Source organism: Paenibacillus sp. FSL R5-0908, assembly GCF_038006245.1.
In the GTDB taxonomy this organism is placed as follows: domain Bacteria; phylum Bacillota; class Bacilli; order Paenibacillales; family Paenibacillaceae; genus Paenibacillus_AQ; species Paenibacillus_AQ odorifer.
The window spans coordinates 1,817,954-1,838,882 of sequence record NZ_JBBOUV010000001.1; the positions used below are offsets into that span (position 1 = coordinate 1,817,954).

At 43.6% G+C, this 20,929-nt stretch carries 18 protein-coding genes and 2 pseudogenes; 16 read left to right on the top strand and 4 right to left on the bottom strand.

From position 1 onward, the window contains the following. The first annotated feature begins 113 nt into the window (after window positions 1-113). Complete coding sequence (locus MKZ09_RS08015; RefSeq protein WP_179089606.1) at window positions 114-269, top strand: hypothetical protein; 156 nt, start codon at window positions 114-116, stop codon at window positions 267-269. A 75-nt stretch (window positions 270-344) separates the two neighbouring features. Here the strand turns inward: MKZ09_RS08015 and MKZ09_RS08020 are convergent, their stop codons facing one another. Beyond that, the gene (locus MKZ09_RS08020) at window positions 345-632 is read right to left on the bottom strand and encodes a hypothetical protein (RefSeq protein ID WP_076206753.1); all 288 of its coding nucleotides are present in this window, start codon (window positions 630-632) and stop codon (window positions 345-347) included. A gap of 164 nt (window positions 633-796) precedes the next feature. After that, window positions 797-1,930: a hypothetical protein gene (locus MKZ09_RS08025; protein ID WP_076206756.1), complete on the bottom strand. Its 1,134-nt coding sequence runs from the start codon at window positions 1,928-1,930 to the stop codon at window positions 797-799. A gap of 539 nt (window positions 1,931-2,469) precedes the next feature. Between MKZ09_RS08025 and MKZ09_RS08030 the strand changes: the two genes are divergently transcribed. After that, window positions 2,470-2,628 carry a hypothetical protein gene (locus MKZ09_RS08030; RefSeq protein WP_179089607.1) on the top strand — a complete coding sequence of 53 codons (159 nt, stop codon included), beginning with the start codon at window positions 2,470-2,472 and terminating at the stop codon, window positions 2,626-2,628. 520 nt (window positions 2,629-3,148) lie between these two features. Further along, a complete protein-coding gene (gene sigK, locus MKZ09_RS08035) occupies window positions 3,149-3,703 on the top strand; it encodes an RNA polymerase sporulation sigma factor SigK (protein WP_143767353.1) in 555 nt (184 codons plus the stop codon). A gap of 219 nt (window positions 3,704-3,922) precedes the next feature. Here sigK and MKZ09_RS08040 read toward each other — a convergent pair whose 3' ends face one another. Next, window positions 3,923-7,081 carry an amidase family protein gene (locus MKZ09_RS08040; RefSeq protein WP_081394335.1) on the bottom strand — a complete coding sequence of 1,053 codons (3,159 nt, stop codon included), beginning with the start codon at window positions 7,079-7,081 and terminating at the stop codon, window positions 3,923-3,925. Between the two features lie 907 nt (window positions 7,082-7,988). On the opposite strand from MKZ09_RS08040, the pseudogene MKZ09_RS08045 reads away from it, so the two are divergent. Continuing rightward, window positions 7,989-8,421: pseudogene (locus MKZ09_RS08045) on the top strand (sigma-70 family RNA polymerase sigma factor); the annotation flags it as partial. Between the two features lie 412 nt (window positions 8,422-8,833). Here the strand turns inward: MKZ09_RS08045 and MKZ09_RS08050 are convergent. Beyond that, window positions 8,834-9,799, bottom strand: coding sequence for an NAD(P)H-dependent flavin oxidoreductase (locus MKZ09_RS08050; protein WP_076206759.1), 966 nt, complete (start codon window positions 9,797-9,799; stop codon window positions 8,834-8,836). A 307-nt stretch (window positions 9,800-10,106) separates the two neighbouring features. Here MKZ09_RS08050 and MKZ09_RS08055 point away from each other — a divergent pair. The 12 genes and pseudogenes from MKZ09_RS08055 to MKZ09_RS08115 form a co-directional block, all read left to right on the top strand. Continuing rightward, window positions 10,107-10,367, top strand: a pseudogene (locus MKZ09_RS08055) (sigma factor); the annotation flags it as partial. A 377-nt stretch (window positions 10,368-10,744) separates the two neighbouring features. Then, entirely contained in the window at window positions 10,745-10,903 is a 159-nt protein-coding gene (locus MKZ09_RS08060; protein WP_248547758.1) for a hypothetical protein, read from the top strand. Next, window positions 10,827-11,774, top strand: a complete 948-nt coding sequence (locus tag MKZ09_RS08065) for a Gfo/Idh/MocA family protein (protein ID WP_256719255.1) — start codon at window positions 10,827-10,829, stop codon at window positions 11,772-11,774. Before MKZ09_RS08060 ends, MKZ09_RS08065 begins: the two co-directional genes overlap by 77 nt. A 501-nt stretch (window positions 11,775-12,275) precedes the next feature. After that, window positions 12,276-12,908 carry a carbohydrate-binding family 9-like protein gene (locus MKZ09_RS08075; RefSeq protein WP_076206762.1) on the top strand — a complete coding sequence of 211 codons (633 nt, stop codon included), beginning with the start codon at window positions 12,276-12,278 and terminating at the stop codon, window positions 12,906-12,908. Window positions 12,909-13,132: 224 nt separating this feature from the next. Further along, window positions 13,133-14,011 carry an ABC transporter ATP-binding protein gene (locus tag MKZ09_RS08080; RefSeq protein ID WP_249267678.1) on the top strand — a complete coding sequence of 293 codons (879 nt, stop codon included), beginning with the start codon at window positions 13,133-13,135 and terminating at the stop codon, window positions 14,009-14,011. After that, complete coding sequence (locus MKZ09_RS08085) at window positions 14,008-16,467, top strand: hypothetical protein (protein ID WP_076206764.1); 2,460 nt, start codon at window positions 14,008-14,010, stop codon at window positions 16,465-16,467. Before MKZ09_RS08080 ends, MKZ09_RS08085 begins: the two co-directional genes overlap by 4 nt. Continuing rightward, entirely contained in the window at window positions 16,464-17,156 is a 693-nt protein-coding gene (locus tag MKZ09_RS08090) for a hypothetical protein (RefSeq protein ID WP_076206766.1), read from the top strand. The genes MKZ09_RS08085 and MKZ09_RS08090 overlap by 4 nt, the downstream gene beginning before the upstream one ends. A gap of 26 nt (window positions 17,157-17,182) precedes the next feature. Beyond that, window positions 17,183-17,776: an RNA polymerase sigma factor gene (locus MKZ09_RS08095; RefSeq protein WP_076206769.1), complete on the top strand. Its 594-nt coding sequence runs from the start codon at window positions 17,183-17,185 to the stop codon at window positions 17,774-17,776. Next, on the top strand, window positions 17,751-18,728 hold the full coding sequence (locus MKZ09_RS08100; RefSeq protein ID WP_076206771.1) for a hypothetical protein: 978 nt from the start codon (window positions 17,751-17,753) through the stop codon (window positions 18,726-18,728). Before MKZ09_RS08095 ends, MKZ09_RS08100 begins: the two co-directional genes overlap by 26 nt. A 12-nt stretch (window positions 18,729-18,740) precedes the next feature. Then, window positions 18,741-19,391 (top strand): ATP-binding cassette domain-containing protein, encoded by a 651-nt coding sequence (locus MKZ09_RS08105; RefSeq protein WP_076206774.1) that lies wholly within the window; start codon window positions 18,741-18,743, stop codon window positions 19,389-19,391. Between the two features lie 206 nt (window positions 19,392-19,597). Beyond that, window positions 19,598-19,945, top strand: a complete 348-nt coding sequence (locus MKZ09_RS08110) for a hypothetical protein (RefSeq protein ID WP_076206777.1) — start codon at window positions 19,598-19,600, stop codon at window positions 19,943-19,945. A gap of 307 nt (window positions 19,946-20,252) precedes the next feature. Beyond that, complete coding sequence (locus MKZ09_RS08115; protein WP_232061185.1) at window positions 20,253-20,912, top strand: YczE/YyaS/YitT family protein; 660 nt, start codon at window positions 20,253-20,255, stop codon at window positions 20,910-20,912. Window positions 20,913-20,929 lie beyond the last annotated feature (17 nt).

Here is a 20,929-nt window from a genome sequence, read left to right on the forward strand (position 1 = left end):
ATAACGGATGCTTGTTAAATGAACCTCGAATCCACGTATACTTTCGGATATATTTAAATATTCTAAAAAGGTTTGAATTTGAACTTGCGTTTAGTTCAGCATAAGAGGAGGTGATGAAACATCTTCTTAATAATTTAGAGAACTTTCAGGGGGATGAGCGCGATGTCGGCTGCGGAAAAGACAAGCATGGACAAATCTCCTATAACTTTAGGTCATTAAATCGTCCCGGAGGTGAACGCAGGTTTAGTGTAGTCGTTATTGGAATCTAAAAACATATTATTATCAGAAAACACCATTTTCGAAACAAAAACATCGTCAGTATGACGATGTTTTTGTTTCGAATTTTATTCAAGATACTCATCGAAGATTAGCTCTAACTTTGCGATTATATCACTAATTATTTCATCGCGTTGCTCCATGGACTCTGCGTCAGGATAACTTTCCGGGAAACAGTCAAAGTCAGTTTTACACTGTTTTAGAGCCTGGTCTATCAAATTGTCGAATTGTTTCTGCTTCATTTCTGAGAGACTAATGTAGGTGTCATATGCTTGCTGCAGATTATCTTGTTCCTCCCAATCCAGCTCTAGCTTTTTGGCGAGTACGATGTTATAGGTATCAGTTTGCGTAAACATTTCGGTTTCCTCCCAGCTATTATAATGGTACGTAAACTGCTTCAGTTGCAATCCGCCGCAAATCACTTCCCTAAATTTACACAGTAGGGGGCCCTTCCTACCTGCAAGAATAATATTATCATCGACTCAACACAATTTACTATTGTGAAAATTTTATGCAGAATTCACAACAGCTTCTGATATTCCAATTGTTTTCTAAGTGCTTCAAAATCAATATCAGGAAGATCTATGGATGGATTCGTTTTTCTCATGTCATCATCTTCCTGTGCTTCTTTCTGTTGTTTTATTGCCATTTCTAGTAGTTCTTCAACAGGCATCAAAGAAGAATAATCCGGATCCTTTTCTTCATAAGCTTCCTTCGTGTAATTTGGGAAAAACTCTTTAATAACTTGTTGTCTTATGTCCATGAAGAGATATTGCAACCTTTTATTAATCTCCATAAACTTCCTTTCTACTTTTGCAACGTGTGGCTTCTTTATTGGTTTATTTTTAGGTAGACTCTCACCATTAGATAAAGCAAGGTTTTCCTCTATGCTCTCAGAAATTCCTAACATTCTATTTCTTTGATCATACAGACTGGAGTATTCTGTATTTTCATTGAGTCTTTTAGACAGTACCTCTGCAATAACAAAATCTACATGTGCCTCATAAGTTTCAGCTAGGCTCATTTCATTTGCTGCTTGTTCAATAATATCTCCCATTTCACAGCACCTTATTTCTTTCATGAGATAAAACAAATCTAACCACTTTGAGATAAACTGATAAAAATCATTTTCCAAACCAAGAAGCCACTGATATTTCTCTGTAACCCCCAAATAGCATGAGACACTATCGACATTTTCTTCAATAAGCTCCTGCATTCTAACCTGCATAGATTCAATTATAAATCTACGCTTTCTCATTGAATAATTAACTCGAGTATTCATTTTTTTCGCCACTATTTCAAGTCTGTCATCCTCTAAACCGGCATTACGGAATACCTCGATAACCCCTTCGAATAGCCAAACAACGAATCCATTATCAACTTTACTATAATCTGCACGTCTTAGCGGATCCATTTTTTTCGTGAAATCCTTTAAAACATTGATCCAAAAATCTCGATCACTCTCATTAAATGAAAAATTCCCACCAGTTTTTATCCACTCAATTTCTTCTTCCAAATTAATTGTACTAATTATTTCTTTAAAGTTTTTCGTTTGACTGATATAGAAATTATGGACTACATCCTGCTCAGTCCAGTCTTCTGATTTGATTTGCTTAAACAACTCATCAGTTATATCTTTAAATGTATACCCCACTAAATCCACCCTTTCTATACAAATAGTAGCCTTAAAAAAATCCTACTGTTGCTTCTAAGTACAATAATTCAGTAATATATTAAAATTTAACTCATAGTTGGTCGATTAAAGTGCTTACGGCATTTATGAAATCGCTAATTATAAATGATAGATGGTGTTTTCCAAATCAGTCCCAATACCTCGTAAGATCTATTAAAATTTTGAAGAATTTGCCGACATGTTTTCGCTGGCTCACGACGGGGCAACCGTCCCATGAAGTGCTGATCTAGCATCTTTAATTTACACCCATCGTCATAGGATTTTCTATGAGATGATCGCTCGAATTTTTGGTTTGCCTTTTTTTCAGTATGCCTTGCCACTCGTGCTTTCGGATTCTTGTCCCCCAGCTTCCACGATGATCACGTGTTGACATGAGAATCGGTGTCTCTCTCTAGTTCAATTTGCACGGCAACCTGGATCCCGAGCAGTTTCGATCAGAGCGCAGGCAGCTAGCTCCGAGTATCTGCGATTGATCTCATAGGTTTTCCCGGCTCAACTGCATGTCCGAACTGTTACTGATCGATTACTTTGTTATTTTGGCGCTCACAATGTCCTGCTCGACACATGCCGGCGACAGCGGTCGACTCCGAGTTGATGTGCTCATGCTGCTTCTGGTTCGTGTAACGATTGACACGGCAGCTACAGGTGACCTTGAATAGATGCCGGCTGCTTCTGTTTTATTTCTGGAGTCAGTCTAATACTTATATATCTCTCTGACAATATAATTTTCAAGAACATCGTATGATCAACACATGAAGTCTAACACTTTATATTCTAATGTCATCCGGAAATCTATGCTCATGAATCGAAATGAAAAAAATTATCCCTTGGTGCAGTTGTAAATTGACAGTATTGTTTGATAACGATTCGCATGATTTACGGTTCAAGTTATGAAGGTTCTCGGTAAATGAATAAGGATTACAGATTGTTATTGGAGAAGATAGTGTGAATTTATGAGTTTGTGTTTTGGACGCTTTAGGTGAATGCATCACAGATCGACAACCATCCGTTCTGGAACAGGATGATGCGGAAAATCCAGTGTATTCCATATGTTCGGAGACGATGAGGTTTATTACATAGATGGACATGAAACAAACCAAAGTCAGTGAGGAAATACACTATACATTTCTGCGTGGAATTTCTTAATCACAGAAGTGAATTACCAGTGGTTTTAAACTTATTGAATTGAATAAACGAAATTATTTGACATCGTATCGTGTCCATAACCTCAAAAAATTCGATAATACCGGCGAAGACATGGAGGATTTAATCTCCATCGGAACAATTGGCTTGATTAAAGCTATCGAGAGCTACCGCCCGAACAAAGGCACAAAGCTGGCCACTTTTGCTGCCCGTTGTATCGAAAACGAAATTCTGATGCACCTGCGTTCGCTCAAGAAGACTCGTAAAGATGTATCTCTGCACGATCCGATTGGGACAGACAAGGAAGGTAATGAAATTACTTTGATCGATATCCTTGGCTCCGAGGCCGATGATGTCATTAAAGAAGTCGATCTTAAGATCGAGAAGAGTAAGATATATCGTAACCTAGATATTCTTGATGACCGGGAGAAAGAAGTTGTGGTGGGTAGGTTTGGGCTGGATACAGGTGGAGAAGAGAGGACACAGAGGGAGATTGCCAAAGAGCTGGGGATCTCGCGGAGTTATGTTTCGAGGATAGAAAAAAGGGCGTTAATGAAGCTTTATCATGAGTTTTATAAGGCGAAGCGGTAAGACTGATGACAATTACACAGTAATAATCCATTAATAATAAAACTTGAAAAGCGACTTATCTACGGATGAGTCGTTTTGTGTGTGGATAGGGTTCGCCCTACTTATGATACAGTTCATCGCACTATCTGTAACGGCAAGTTATAAGGCCATCCCTTTCGGGATGGCCCTTCCTGTAAACATGGTTACTCAAGTACTCTGTCATTTATAATTGAACTTATTTTAATTATTAGTTTCTAGTAATCTGGATACAATAGTTGCAAACTCAGCTCTAGTAATATCTTTTTCAGGCTTAAATGTACTGTCTGCGTACCCTGTAATAATATTATTGGATGCGAGTGCATCGATGGAATCATAATACCATGCATTTCTTTTAACATCTTTGAATGATGTGTTTCCAGTACCAGTTAGCTTAAAGGCTCGAGTGATTAGTGCCGCTAATTCACTACGGCTAATCTTCTCATCTGGACGGAAGCTTCCGTCGCTATATCCGTTCATCAAGCCTGATCCGGCAGCTGCACCGATAAACTTATTCGCCCAATGAGTTGAAGCTACATCTGTAAAGTTACTTTCATGTCCTTCAAGTCCCATGTGCGTTGCAATTACCTTGATGGCTTCCGCACGAGTCAAACCTGAATTTGGGCGGAATGTTCCATCGGAATATCCCGTCAATAATCCCTTAGCAATTAGTGCGTCAATGCTTGTTTTTGCCCAATGATTCATTGTATCTACAAAACTAACAACTTTCGGCTTATCTGCTGGTGTTATTGTTTCTGCAGGTGCCGGTGTTTCTATAGGCGTTGTTATTGCTGGAGGTGTCACTGTACCTCCTCCAGTATTTGGATGGGTTGGTCCATTATCTGTGTTTGGATCAGGATTAGTAGTGTTTGAAACGTATTGAAGTGCTGGAGCAAATGTTGTAAGTAGTCTAGCTTGACTTTGTTGCTCAAGAGCGTAGCTCATGCCTAAAACTTTTGCATCGTCCCATGCTCTACCAACCAGTTGCATAGAGATAGAATATCCGCTGTCATTCGTTCCTACAGGAACAACTACCGTAGGTAGTCCCATAGTAGAGGTTAATACGCCTGTATTACGGTCTGAACTTAATTGAGAAGCTGCTGCGTCATTGTTATATATGTCGCTAATAAAACCTGCATAAACAACAGCATCAACACCATTCGCGTCCATCCAGCCTTTGATAACTTCCTTATAGTCAGTTCTATACTTAATGTAATCTTGTACAGCCTGTTCAGTCATACGAGTTGGGGTACTATATCCTCTTTGGTTATAGATAAGCACTTTATCTGAAGCTAGTACACTTGCTCCATCAATATAAGGGAAGTCCTTATGAAGCTCAATATAACGTGCCCAACCTTCAGTAGATCCATTAATACCTGAAGGACGACTAGGGCCTGATGGTACAGCTGACATTTCAACCATAGTCGCACCCGCTGCTTGAAGCTCTGAGAACTTATCCATCACTGCCTGTCCAGTATCATCATCAGCATATGCAGATACAAAGGATGCAGGAATGTATCCAATTTTCTTTCCTTTCAATGCATTAGCATCCAGAGATTCCTTCCAATCCACTGGACGCTTATGATCTGCATCAGCAGTGACTGTGAAAATATCCTGTGGGTCCGTACCCGTTGTAGCATTCAATATAATGGCTAGGTCAGTTACTGTTTTAGCAATGGGACCTGCATAATCTTGTCCCCAAGTGAGTGGCAGTACACCTGTAGTACTTGCTATACCGTCTGTACCCCGGAAGCTTTTTAAGCTAGCGCCTGTAGTTGGTGCATAGAGAGATACCCCTGTTTGCGATCCCATTGCTGCTGCTGCAAAATCAGCTGCAACAGATACTGCAGACCCGCCGCTTGAGCCAAAAGATGTTTTCGATGGATAGAGTGCATTCCATGTTTGCTGCCAGCCGCTTTCACTAAAGCTTCCGCTGTTAGCAAACTCAGAAGTGTTTACTTTACCAATAATTACAGCTCCAGCTTCCCGCAGTTTTTTCACTTGGTATGCATCAGAATCAGGCTGCCAGCCTTCAAGAGCTTTACTGCCACCGGTAGTAGGCATATCCTTTGTATCATAAATATCTTTTATCGCAATTGGAATACCCAATAAATCACCTTTTACACCTTGTGCACGGGCATCGTCAGCAGCCTTTGCTTGGTTAAGCGCAGTTTCAGATACATGCAGGAAGGCATGGAATCCCAATTGCCCCTCATCGTATACCTTGATTCTATCTAAATAGGCTTGAGTAATTTGTACAGAAGTAGTTTTGCCAGTAACCATATCCTGCTGCATTTCTGCAATGGATTTATTCTTAACATCATACGGCGATGAAGTTACTAATTCTTTAGGTGCAGGAGCATTTGGAATAACCAGATGATCTCCAGTATCAAGTCCCTCTATAGCAGATATATCCCAGTTGCTAATTGAACGAATTTGTGCGTTTGTTAATCCGGTTACGTCTAGCAGACTATTAAGTCCATCTAGACTAGCAACCAGATTTTTTAATCCTTCTTCACCAGCTTCTCCAACTTGTACATAATTTACTAGGGACTTCGACTCACCCGGCCTAATATTTAATGTGTTAATGAACCCATAGAAATTCGCTTCATTTCCATGCTCAGCTAAGGGTATTGTGAATGGATCCTGTTGCTGATTACCTAGACCGGTTAATCCATTATCAAACGGTTTTGGAGATCCCACTGCAACGCCTAGCGGCTTATTGTTTTTGGCGCTACTATCTACAACAATCCATGAATCATCTGTAGTTACCTTTAGATCGCCTGAATAGGTTGCCTTAACTACTGAAGCATTTGTTGTTGTACCATATCCTAAAGAGCCACCGAATGATACATCAACTTTTATTGCCACATCATTTTTATTAGTGAAAGTATCAAAGAATCTCGTTCGATTATGAATAGTATCCACATACACCTCACGTGTTACAGTTACATTTCCTAGATTTACAGATTGAGCCGAAGTAAACTTATTAACGCCGTCATATTTCAAGTCAAACCCACGCATCATTTGACCATTCATCAGTGGAGCTGAAGGCGAGGACACTTTAACAAAGATATTGCCGAAACCTTGTACTTGTGTAGCACCAACTGTACGTAAACTTCCTGTGTCTAAGCTAGGAGCAAAAACATCGTGAATCTCCCATACTGTGCCACTTTCTGAAGTAACTCTAGTTAAAGCGTCAGCTGTTTGGAACGGAATTACACTCGTAGCAATAACAGATAACACAATTGAAGTAGCTATAAATTGCTTTTTACTCCAATTTTTTTTTGCTGGTGAATATTCAGAGCGGGTGGAACCAGAATGCTCTCTTTTAGTTTCACGTTGACGTTTGAACTTATTCATGTGCGTAATCTCCTTTTCCTGTATGTATTTTATTATTTAATGTTAGGAAATATAACACTAGTATTTGTTTCAGTCAATGAATATTATGAATTTAATATATTTTAAGTTTGTAAAAAGAAAAAGACTTCTCTTTTAATTATTTTATGTAATGTATATGTAAACTAATGCATTAAATATATTACATTTAATGATAGTTTCTGGAGAATCCATAGGATATTGAGTATCATCATCCAGCTGCATCACCAAAAACCTTGAATTTCACTTATCTCTATGTGAATTTGACGAAATGAAAAAGAAAAGGAATAGCTAAAAATTAACGGAGAATATTATGTTTTTCATTTCATGAAAGTGGAAGATTCTATATCGGAGTATGGCATAAAGCAGAATCACTGATGATTCCAGATGCATAGCCGTAAGATCACTAATGGGCATCCTGAAAAGAGTAAAATATCTGCTGGGAAAGAAGCCATAAGAATAGCCAGGTAGTGTATCTGGAATAAGTGGGATTTCATTGTGGAAACCATTTTAGCGGGTGGTAACGTTATAAGGCAGATGAGGATGCAAAGGAACAAGGCTTTGAAATTATTGTGTTTTATATGGGACTAGCAAATGTTCGGCTAAATATTGAATGTATCGCTCTACGTGTGAAAAACGGTGGCTATCATATTGAAACCAAGGATATTGTTAGACGCAATTTAACAAGTATGAATAATCTGATATCTCACTTAGAGTTGATTGATCAAGTAAAGTGTTATTTAAATGGATTACCAGGATGTACACAAGAACTCAATCGGAAACTACAAATTAAATATAATATGCAAAAGGAAACCAATTCGAATCAGAATCGATCGTAATTGGTTTATTTTTTTGACCTCACATCGTGTCCATAACCTCGAGAAATTCGCATAACAATGGGGAGGACATGGAGGATCTGATCTCCATTAGCACCATCGGCCTGATTAAAGCTTTTGAGAGCTATCGTCCAAACAAAGGAAGCAAACTAGCCACATTTGTAGCACGTTGTATTGAAAACGAAATTCTGATGCACCTGCGTTCGCTCAAGAAAACACGTAAAGACGTATCCCTGCATGATCCAATTGGGACGGACAAAGAAGGTAATGAAATTACACTTATCGATATCCTTGGCTCCGAAGCTGATGATGTCATTAAAGAAGTCGATCTGAAGATCGAAAAGAGTAAGATATATCGTAACCTTGATATTCTGGATGACGCAGCGGGAGATTGCCAAAGAGCTGGGGATCTCGCGGAGTTATGTTTCGAGGATAGAGAAGAGGGCGCTCATGAAGCTTTATCATGAGTTTTATAAGGCTAAGCGGTAAACTCATAATCACAAGGTAGTATCCGTTAACCGGCATACATAGAAAGCTTCAAGGACCATATTAGAATTTTTTAGAGAAGATATAGTTCAGCGAATTTTTGTATTAAACCAACTCATAAAAATACATGAGAAAGGGAGAGGGCAAATTGTTAAGTGGTGCTCTGAAGAGTACATATATCCAGTCATCTTTTGCGATTATCCTGGGGATTGGGCACATTGCATTTTGGCTGTGAAGATATTTAGCTGTTGTTGCAATTAAAAAGAAAGGTACGGAAATCTTTGGTTAAATACAACACAAAAGCTTATTAAATATAACTAAATTTGAGTATCAAGCGAAATAAAAAAACCACTTATGCTCGGAAATCCCAAGCTTGCTTAAGTGGTTAATCGTGCTTTTGAATCTTATAACAACCTTAAGTTGTCGGGTTCAGTGCCCCTTGATACTCATCCATTAAATTGTCGATAATCTGCTGTACGGACAAAATCTCTTTAATCTCATGAACTCTGGACCCAGCAAAAACCAATCCGTTCTTAACATCTCCTCTAAGGGAAGTGAGCAGGGATTCCATTGTACAGAAGCGATGTGAACAAACCTTTAGACAATTATAGCATTTGACTATCTTTAATTTGGCATCATTACTGATCCGGTCCGTAAATTCATTCCGAATCGCTCTACCTTCTAGACCCACAGTAGACTTGATTAGGACAGTATCTCCTTGCTGAGCATCTACATACTTTTGCTTGAAGGCTAAGGGAGCATCACACTCAAGGCTAGCCACAAAACGGGTACCCATTTGAACACCAGATGCGCCGATCCGAAGGGCTTTTGCGATATCATCCCCTGTTAGAATTCCACCGGCAGCAATAACAGGAATCGAAACGGTCTCTAAGACTTCAGGAAGGATATCAAACATGGATCTGTCTGTACCTAAATGGCCTCCAGCTTCGAACCCTTCCACAACGACTGCGGAGGCACCAAGTCTTTCGGAAATTCGGGCTAATTTGGCGGATGAAACAATAGTTACGACAGGAGTACCATATTCTTTACCCCAAGCATAAATATCTCTAGAAATTCCGGCTCCGGAAATAATAAAGTCAACCTTTTCCTCCAAAGCAATCTTCATTTTTTCGGCAAAGTCCTTCACTGCGAATAGTACATTCACACCGATGTAGCCATTCCCTTTAGAGAGTTCTCTTGTTTTGCGAATATGCATTCTCAGCTCATCAGGAGTGATCCCTGTACCAGAGATGGTGCCGATCCCGCCTGCATTGGCTACAGCAGCGGCTAGTCCACTTAAGGATATGCCTACACCCATTCCACCTTGAATAACAGGAACTCTCGATTTAATATGTCCGAATTGGATTGTTGGAAGTTTCAATTACACACCTCTTTTGCAAGTTGTTGACATTATTAATACTCCTCTAGAGTAATAAGATATATCGTAACACAGCTAATTCTTTCCCGGATGTGACTGTAAACATGTTCAAACTATGTTAAATATCATGTCTTTCAACTGTTTTCTTTAAGTTGTTGATATCAAGTGAAAATTTAAGAAAACGAAGTGACTATTAAAAAAGGACAATGAATAACAAAAAAGAGCCATCCATCCGGTAAAACCTTCATACTTCTATCAACGCTTTTCTATCAAGAAAGTGGATTTTGACATCGTATCGTGTCCACAACCTCAAAAATTCGATAATGCCGGAGAAGACATGGAGGACTTAATCTCCATCGGAACCATTGGTTTGATTAAAGCCATCGAGAGCTATCGTCCGAACAAAGGAACCAAACTAGCCACATTTGCAGCACGTTGTATTGAAAACGAAATCCTAATGCACCTACGTTCGCTCAAGAAAACTCGTAAAGATGTATCTCTGCATGATCCAATTGGGACGGACAAAGAAGGTAATGAAATTACACTTATCGATATCCTTGGCTCTGAAGCTGTATCATGAGTTTTATAAGGCGAAGCGGTGAGGATATTAGATAATAACTTAAGATTCACTATAGAGTGTTTTAAAAGCGACTTGCAAAAAGGGAGTTGCTTTTTTATGTGCGCCCAGCATTGGCGATCTATAGGGTTGAAGTTCCGCATACATCGTACAAAAATGGCAGACCTTGCGGCAAACGATAGAAGAAAGAACCTATGAACCGAGCCCCTCCCCTACATAGAATTAGAAGGAATAACGGAATCGTGCAAAAAGTAACTTTCTTTGCTAAATAAAAATATCCATCATTCCTATATAATAAAGGTGACAAGGTATCATAACAAGGAGCTTGGATCAACATAAAATAACCTCCGCGAGTGAGAAGGATAGGATGGATGCATCATGAAAAGGTACGGGGCGGTCGTGATAGGCTGCGGTTATATGGGCTCTCTCCACTTGGACGCGATATCACGACAGGTGCGGGTCCGGTTGATCGGCGTGGCGGATTGGAACCGGGACAGGGCCTCCTTAGTGGCAAGCCAATACGGAGCTGAGTGTTGGAGCACGGATTACCGGGTCTTGATAGAGCGTGATGATGTGGATCTGGTCATTATCGCCACGTACCCGTCCTCCCATCTGGGGATCGCAAAAGATTGTCTCGCTGCAGGGAAGCATATCCTATGCGAGAAGCCGATGGCGGGCAATGCACGGGAAACACAGGAATTCATGAAGCTGGCCCGTGGAGCTAAAACCAAGGTGCTGATCGGTCACATCCTTCGCCATAACACTACGTACCAGGCGGTTATGAAGATGATCCGGGAGGGCGCCATCGGCTTCCCTTTGGTCATCCGGCTATCCCAATTGAAGCCCTCCAAAAATTGGGCTTCCCACTTATCCCTGCTCCGGGACGTCTCGCCGATCGTGGATTGCGGCGTCCATTATATCGATGTGATGCGTTGGGCTACAGGGGCGGACGTAGTAAGCGTCAATGGGATCGGGCAGCGTCTCTACGAAGAAGTCCCGCCGTATACTTACAATTACGGACTCATGACCCTCCGTCTGTCGGACGGCTCCATCGGCTACTTTGAGACAGGGTGGGGCAAGGGACTTCCGACTGATAACCGGAAGGAATTTATCGGACCGGCAGGCCGGATTCGCATCATATACAAGAACGAACGACCGCGAGAGGATCAGCATCTGGGGAATCTGATCGAGGTCGAAGACTACCAGAAAGGAGCGGTCCGGCAGATCAATATGGACTTCTCCGTAAAGCCTACGGGTGCCCAGCTGGACTATTTCCTGTCCATGCTGGAGAACAACTTGCCCCCTATACCGGCAATGGAGGAAGCCTGCCGGGCGATGGAGATCGCTCTCTTAGCCGACCGGGCGATCCATGAAGGAATTACGTTACCTTGCGCGAAATAAGGGTTGACCAACATGGTGGTGGTAACAGGGGATGAACCGGTGCATGGTGTACACCTGCTGAGGAATAAATTGTCCACACCCATGCAAAGTACGGCAGCCGACATCAGTCAGTCGAACTGAGGGATGTATACGGTGCCGTCGGGTACCACCCGCTGGATCATCAACGGATTGCAGGGCTAGTAAGCTCCGGAGCCATATTCCGGGAGGTTCCATTCGGCGAGGTGAAGGTAGATTTCGACGCCTATTTCGCCGCATTGCAGGAGAACGGATACGGGGGGATCTGACCATCGATCGGGAAGTGGGGGATGCGCCCGAGGGGATATAGAGTGTGCAGTTCCATCATCCGCCAATACAGGTAACGGCAGACGGCCGTGCGAAATTTCGGGGATCGAGACTGCGTATTGGAAAACCGGTAAGTCGCGGGTCTAAATAATCAAGTTAATTAATAGGGTTGTTTTGCTGTGTTAGCCTAGTGGGATTTCCAACCGAAGGGAATGAACCATGGAAAGAAAATTAGAAACCTTAGTGATTTCCCGCCTGATAAATCAGACGGATGTTTCAGTTACAGAAGATTTCCAGATCATTAAACAGTATCAATGGCTTAAAGGATATAACCCGGTCGTTACAGCAAGATTAAATTACAGTCAGGAGGATCTGAAGCTTCAGTTTAAGGTTTACGAACAGAATCCAATACGAACATATAGAAACATGAATGATCCTGTGTATAAGGATAGCTGCATCGAGTTCTTTTTTCAGCCTACTCCGGATTCGGACCAGCGCTATATGAATTTCGAATTTAATGCGAATGGCGCAATTCTCTTGCAGATAGGAGCGGATCGGTATGATCGCTTCCCAATCACTATCAATCCAGCACTTTTCCAAGTCCTATCCACCACGGATCAGATTAATGATAAAGGGGAAGCGTATTGGGAATTAAGCTTTTCGATCTCATGGGCATGGGTACAATCTTATTTTTCGGATTTTCGGGCAGTGCCGGGAAAAAGGATAAGAGGAAACTTTTACAAGTGCGGCGATGAAACGGTTTATCCGCACTTTGGAACATGGAGCAAAGTTCATTCGAACAAACCAGAATTTCATAGAAGCTGTGATTTTGGGGTTCTGTACTTAGAGTAACTGCGAAATGCAGGTTAATGAATAACTTCCGAAGCCGCATATACGGGTTTGGAGGTTTTTTTGTCGTAGTAGACACATCGAACAAATGTCATATTGGCAGCGCAAGGATACTATTATTTTAAAAAATCACCTGTTTTTTAAACTTTTAGAAGGGAGGGTCGTTATACTGTTCGACAATCTACTCGTGCGCACGGTAGTTGGCCAAGTACGAATGGAGGCAGGTAATGATGCATGTAGTTATCCAGCAATTGTGCAAAAAATATGGCAGTAAACAAGTACTGAACGGAATTAACCTGACATTGGGTACGGGTATGTTCGGCTTACTCGGTCCCAATGGGGCGGGAAAATCAACATTGATGCAAATATTGGCAACAGTAATACCGAAAACATCAGGGGATGTACAAATTGGACATTGCAAGCTTGGGCGGGATGAACGTGAAATTCGTGGCTTGCTTGGCTACCTGCCACAAGAGTTTGGCGTATATCGCAAGTTGACAGGCGCAGAATATCTCGATTATGTCGCGTCCATGAAGGGCATTACAAATGGAAAAGCCCGGAGGAAAGCAGTAGCCGAAATGTTGCGCCGAGTCAATTTGGAGGAGAAGCGCCATGTGCGTATAGGCAAATATTCTGGCGGGATGCGGCAGCGCATCGGTATTGCCCAGGCGCTGCTAGGTGATCCGCAGTTCATTATTGTGGACGAGCCTACGGCAGGGCTTGATCCCGAAGAACGCATGCGATTTCGTGATATGCTGACTGAGCTGGGTAAAGATCGTACTGTGCTACTGTCTACACATGTCGTCGCCGATATTGATAATAACTGTAAGAGTATGGCGATTATGAGCGGAGGGCGCATCGTATTTCACGGTACGCAAGAACAATTGCTCCAGCGTGTGCAGGGACAAGTGTGGACGGTCCAAGTGGGTGATGAGAAGCTTGCAGAGCTCAAAGAAACTGCAGCCATCGTGACTGCAAAGCGTTCAGGAGCCGGCTATGAGGCGCGTGTTCTTGCCAGTTCTGTCCCATTACCTGGAGCAGTCCAGGCAAAGGCAGGACTTGAGGACGGATATATCGCGGTCATGAGAGCGGGGAATAGCCAATGAGCCTGATTCGCTATTACAAAACAGAGTGCAAGCTACTGCTGCGTGGCCCAGGCTTGTATCTAATGCTGGCAACTGTGGTCGGCATCCTGTATTTGATGTTTCAGACCGCCGATGCCAAATTGGATCGTGCAGTAAACGTGATGGATATTTCTGAGGTGTATTGCCTTGTAGCCCTCATTATTTTGCCTTTGCTGGCAACAGCGATAGCACGGCGGGATGAAGAATGGAAGACAGCAACCATGATGGCTACCTTTCCGTATCGAACATGGGAAATGGAGGCTGCACGCTTGCTCTGTGCTGTAACCCTTCCGTTAGCAGCTGCGCTCGTGCCGATGGGGGCTTATGTATGGTTGGTCGTAAATGATGGCATCTCATGGGGAATGCGTGAATGGTATACCTCTGCTGTATTGGCTTCCTTTGCCATCCCGATGTTATTTGCAACTGTAATTGCCTACTTAGTAGGTATCCTTATCCGCAATCGATATAGTTACTTGATCAGCTTCGTCCTGTTGCTTAGCTTGGCAATTATTTTACCGGAATTTTTTAAGACCGATCGCCCTTCTTTTTCATTACCCCCTCATACGCAGATTTGGTTCGATTATTCACTAGTTAAATATATTGGTAAGTCTTACTCACGTATGTGGGGATTTATATATGATCCGGTATTTTGGCTGCATCGCGGCATCGTTGCAGCTTTAGCAGCAGGAATGGTCATGACTGTTCTACTTGTAGTATGTAGACGCAGGCGGGAACGGGTCAAGGCATGGCTGGTCTATCCCACGATGCTGATTCTAGGTGCAGCATTGTTATGGGCAGGTAGTGCGATGTACGGATACCTGCAGGAACGGGTAGATATTGCGGATGCCAATGAACGTTTCTATCGCGAACGTCTTACTTCAGCCAATGATATCACGCAACAGCGTGAATTGGAGCAACTGCTCGTTGCTGGAATTGCAGCGGGTAAATATTCGGAGGCGGATATTGAGGAAATGTCTCGGATCACCCTTAACACAAACGGGAATACCAGCAATCCGCTCTCGGTATCGCATATTAAAGATCTGCTTGTCGGAATGAAGTTCCAGGATCTACACATTAACAGCTACAAGCTGGAGTTGGAATTACTGCCGCGGCATGGGTTAGAAATACAGGCGACGATGCAAGCAAGCAATGGACAAGCGGCAACACTAGAGCGATTCCCAATCATGCTGCGACATATCTTTGATGTACAGGAACTGAAGGTGAACGGTGCTGCTGCTGCCTATGAGTGGGAAGAGGCTACAGATGTACTTTGGATCAAGCCTGCTACGGATGTTATGCCTGGGGAGCATCTGGAGATCGAGATGACATATAGCGGTACCCTAAATGATTGGCGGCATTATTATTCCGTCGCTCCTAGCAGGGATAGCTGGGAGCAGATCGCTGTTGTCGACGATAACAGGATTTTCCTGCCAGCTTTCTATGGCTGGTACCCTGTTATCGGCAATAGCCGGCTATCGGAATTGCTTACCGATCACTATGAATGGGGGCGTCACGCTACAGATATTCTGGACACACAATTGCCGCGCCCTATGGCGGGCTTTGAAGTTGCTATTACAGGGCCAAGTGGCTTGAAACTGTTCTCCAACGCCTCTGTCATTACTAGTAAGATGGCTGGAGAGAAGGGAGCGACAGTCACGCTCCTGGAGCTGGATAAAGCAAGCGGACTTACATTATTTGGGGGCGATCTGCAACTTGCAGAAGCGACAGCAGACGACAAGACGTTGCGTCTGCTGGCATCTGGTCAATTGCCTACCCGTTCTGTCGAAGAAGCAGCACAGTTCGCAGCCAGGCATTACGCCCAAGCGGCGCGTACTTTGAAAATGTTGGATGGAGAAGCTGCAACGAGCTTTCCCCAGACGGTTACTATGGCACTTGCCGATTATCCGTATTATAGTTTGAATATGGTGAGTATGAGCACCCTTGGCATGGTAGATGCATCAGTTGGAGGTCCGGAAGCTCGCGATGTCCACTTTTTGTCTAAGGTGTCTGTGTCAAGTTATTTTGGGGCGGAAATTGATCGAGGGAAAAATGGGAATATCCAACTGAGAACGGGGCAGTACTGGCTTGATTACAGTGCCAAACGTAGAGAGATTAGAAATGCGAGAATGTTAAATTTAAACGCCCAATATACACTGAATAACTTTTTTCAGGCTTATAACGAGCTCAAGCTGGTCGGAGGGAAACTGCCAGATCGACTGTTCGAACCTGTTAGTAGCTATTTTTTGAACGGTACACCGAATCAGGTTTATGACCTTATGAATACCATATACAGCCAGTACGGTATTGAAAGTGTCTACGATGTCATCAAGCTTGTCTATGACAGTATTGGCACAGAGCAGCTAATCGAGGACAGTGATGAACAAATGGAAGCGCTTCTGCGAGGCTATTTGCAAAGGAAAATGGAGGGAGGACAATGAAGGTTGCCCTCATTCTTTTGTCCCGTGCAAAATATGCTTGGCGCATCCTATGGGGCGGCTACTTGCTAGCTATAGCTATTATTGCGGCGCTGATAGCAGCTGGTTGCCTCATGCTGCCAGAGTTGTTACCATCTCCAGGTTTTTATCAAGTCAAAATGGTTTATATTTTTATTCTGCCTTTACTTACGATTGCTTTAAGTGCGGCCTTGTTCGCCGATGATTTCGGTGAGGGTACTTTTGCCCATCATTTCAGCTATCCATATTCACAATTACTCGTGTTCGCCGAGCGAGGAGCGGTCGCTGCGCTATTGCTAGTTATCTATGAAGCAGCGTTGCTCTGGGCAATTGACCGCTGGGCGATCGCTTTAAGTACGGCACAACTAGCTTACATAATTAAACATAGCCTCAGTGTGAATATGTTCCTTGGCGGTCTGGCGGCATTGGGCAGTCTGCTAGGGCGCAATATGGCTGTCGGGCTAGGAGTGGGGGTAACGGTGTGGCTGCTGGAGTATTTTATGTCCAGTATGCCGCTCAATCGGTACTATTTATTTCAAGCCGTCTGGCCGGTGAGTCGGTTCGCAGATAAATCGCATAACGCTAACGCATTATTTGCGGCAGCTGGAATACTGCTTTTCTGCTGTATGCTTCTATTGGGGAAAGGCAGAGGTTGGCTCGTGTGCAGGCAATAGTGCTGAGCGAAAAAGGAGGGAGTCAAGTGAACAGCAGGGCTGTTGTTACGGATGAGCAACTGCTCGAGCAATACAAGCAAGGGAATACAGCCGTGCTGGAGTTGTTCGTCTATCGGTATCATCAGACCATCTATGCGTATTTATACCGAATGACCAGCAAGCGTCAGCTCGCAGAAGATTTGGTGCAAGAGTGTTTTGTCAGAGTATTCACGGCTTTGCAAGATGGTCGGTTGCCTGAACGGTTTCGACCATGGATTTATCGAATTGCGACGAACCTGTGCCGTGATGTATGGAAGTCCGGAGCTTATCGTTATGAAGTAGCGGCTAAGGATACCGGAGTGTATGATGCGGCAGATGGCGGTAAGGATACGGTAGCGTCTTTTTTAGACAAGCAATATGAGCGTGAAGCAGTCATTGCTGCCCTTGGCGCTTTGCCTGAGGAGGAGCGGCAAATTGTTATTTTGCGTTTTTATGAGGAGCTCAAGCTGGATGAAATAGCCGAGTTGCTGGAACTGCCGCTTGGAACGGTCAAGTCCAAGCTGTATCGGGCGTTCAGGCGACTGGCCCATACATTGCAGAAAGGGGAGGATCAGGATGAGTTACATATCCGGAGCCGGTAGCGCCGATAAGGCTAGTCGCGACAGTCAACTGCACAGGGAATTGCAAGAGCAGCGGCAACTAGAGGAAAAGGGTGAAGCAGCAGCGGATCGATGGGAGCATGACCAGATCGGAGCCGTATTCAGCCAACTGGATCGCTATACCGTCGATGGTCCCAACGGCCAGCAGACGGAATCTCTGCTGGCGCTTGCCGCCACATATGCCACACAGCCTGAGTGGGCGGTTGCTGTACCCTCTTCCAAGCGAGTGGCAAGACACGACAGGCCTGGGCGGCAAGCAACTGTCGCTATATCTTTACCAGTAAGGCTTATGCAACGCATGGCAGCTCAGGTAAGGACGATGCATTGGCTGTTTTGGCTTACATCAGCGCTTATGATTGGCATAGGAGCAGTCGTTGAGGGGCTGGTAGCAAGTGAATGGTTCAGTAGCTCTGCCAAGCCGGATGTATTTTTATTTACGATTCTGTTGCTTCCTGTAGCCAGTGTGGCCTATTCACTCCGATCCATGCATACGCCAATGAGTGAGCTTGAGGCGACCTTTCCTGTTACACCCGTACAGCTTATGGTAGCCAGAATAGGAACCATACTGCTATATGACCTCCTTCTGGCGCTGTTGTTTTATGGAATACTCGTTATGACGGGTACCAGCGGTGAATTCGGATCTAACACTACTTTACTGATCACAGATCTATTACTGCCGATCTGCCTGAGCGCTTTTGCAGCGCTGGCTGCAATGCTTCGTTTCGGGACATGGCCTGGTACCGCGGTTGTCCTCGCAGTGGGCGTCATCCAGTTTTCCGCTGGCGAGAGGCTTGGCGTATTTCAATTGTTCAGCGAATACGGGTCCGAACACTGGCTTGCAAGCAAGCTTGTTGCTGTTAGTCTGGCAATAGCGCTGGGTGTTATAACAAGTATTTTGCTGCGCCATCGGCATTATTACAAGCAATATGGATAGGAGGGAAGAGTGGTGCGAGGAGCTGAGCTAAAACTTACCGCGGTTGAACTTCTTGCAGATAATGGTCACCTGCTGCTAGGGGATGTGAATCTGGCTTTGCCGCCAGGCTGGTATGGTCTGGAGGGCGCCAATGGCAGTGGGAAAACAGCATTGCTCAAAGCGATAGCTGGTCTATACCAGCCTGTACGCGGCCTGATTACCTATCAGCTTCATGGCGTGGAGTTGTCAGGGAATGCTTTCAAGTCATATCTGGGCTACAAGCCACAGCAGGCAGCATACTATGACAATATGAACGTCGAGGCGTACTTGCGTTATGTGGGTGAGATGAAGCTGATGCCACGGGCGACCATTGAGGAACGATCTCGTGAGCTATGTGAACGTCTCGGGCTTACTCCCGAGTGGAAGATGCCCATACAGCAGTTGTCAGGCGGCAACAAGCAACGGCTTATGATTGCTCAGGCGATGCTTGCTGATCCATGGTTTCTGCTGCTGGATGAGCCTCTCTATGGCATGGATATCGAGATTCGTTTCCTGCTGTTAGACACATTGTACGAAATGACACCTGGCACAGTCGCTATCTTTTCAGGCGCATTGGAGGGCCTACAGGGAGGTTGGCTGGATGCTGTGATCAAACTTGACAATGGTACAGCAGCGCTGCACTGATGCAGCACAGTTTTCTATATTAAATTATCCTGTTGCGGCTGCGATACTTGCCTGGCGGATAGCCAGACACTTGTTTGAACCATTTGCTGAAGGGATGGATAGAATCGGCCTCTAGCTGGCGGGCAATGGAGACTTTTCTACCCTTATCATTGGCAAAGAACGGGGAGTTTTGAACACAAATAAAATAATGAGAAGTGACAGATTGCTTGGGTAGTGTTGATTATAGACTGTTCAAAATAAAGGAAACAGCTATCGTTCAATTTTTTGTAACGGACGCATTTAAACAACTAGTGGAACTACATGTCCTTAAGGGCTTAGATTTCTCAGAGGTATACGATTCAGCTTTTACTGCAGAAAAAGAAGAAGAGCAAGAACGTAATTACCAAGCTGCCCTTGATTTCATAGAGCGTAATAAAGGAATTGAAGTTTCATATGATGAGGCTCGTTTCCTTATGGAGCAGGAAAAAGTTGTTGCCAGCGGAAAGTGGAGAATGCAACTAGATGAGAATGGGGAGCTATGGCTTGCGAATTTGACAGCTTTTTCAATGGCATGAAGTAGAGAAGTCTGAAATTAACTTATAGAACCCGGTGGAATGAAATATACTCTTATGAAGCTTTATCGTGATTTTTAAAAGGCTAAGCGCTTAGCTTAAAGTCATAAGTTAGATCCATTAACACTAAAGTTTTACAAAGGCGACTTATCTGCGGACGGGTTGCTTTTGTTTTTTTCAGTTCCCATCAAAACAATATAGTCCTGACCGATCGGCTTGTCCAAGTCATTGAATACTATCAATAAAGATAACCGTCAAATAATAGAATATATGATATAATGACGTGGTTGTTGTAAGGTGCAATTTTAATATGAAAAATAGGATGGGCAATATGAAGGGTTATCTTTATAACGTGGATAAAAAACGATTGATTATTATGGTTATCGGCAATGTATTTCTGGGTATGGGAATCAGTATTTTTAAGCTGTCCGGTATGGGGAATGATCCCTTTAGCGGCATGGTAATGGCACTTGCAGAGTGCGTGGGTATAGCATATGCAAATTTTCTGATCTTGCTGAACCTGGTATTGTTTGTAATCGAATTCATAACCGGACGAAGGTATATTGGAGCAGGGACTTTTGTAAACGCAATCTTTTTGGGGTATATCGCTACGTTCTTTCATAGTACTTGGCTATCTCTGTTGGGCGAACCTCAGCTGTTATGGCAGCGGGTGGTCGTCGTAGCGATTGGCGTGGTGGTATGCAGTTTTGGGGTATCCCTGTATCAGACATCGGCTGTGGGAGTAGCTCCTTACGACAGCTTGTCCCTGATTATGAGGGATAACGTCCCGAAAGTATCTTATTTTTGGCACCGGATGTTTACGGATGCTCTTTGTGCTTTGATTTGCTTCCTGGCAGGAGGCGTTATAGGCTTAGGAACTCTAGTGTCTGCACTTGGTCTGGGACCCATTATTCATTTTTTTGATGTGAATTTTACGGAGAAGCTGCTGGCAAAAAAACGTCCAAATTAAGAAAGGCGGGGCAGACC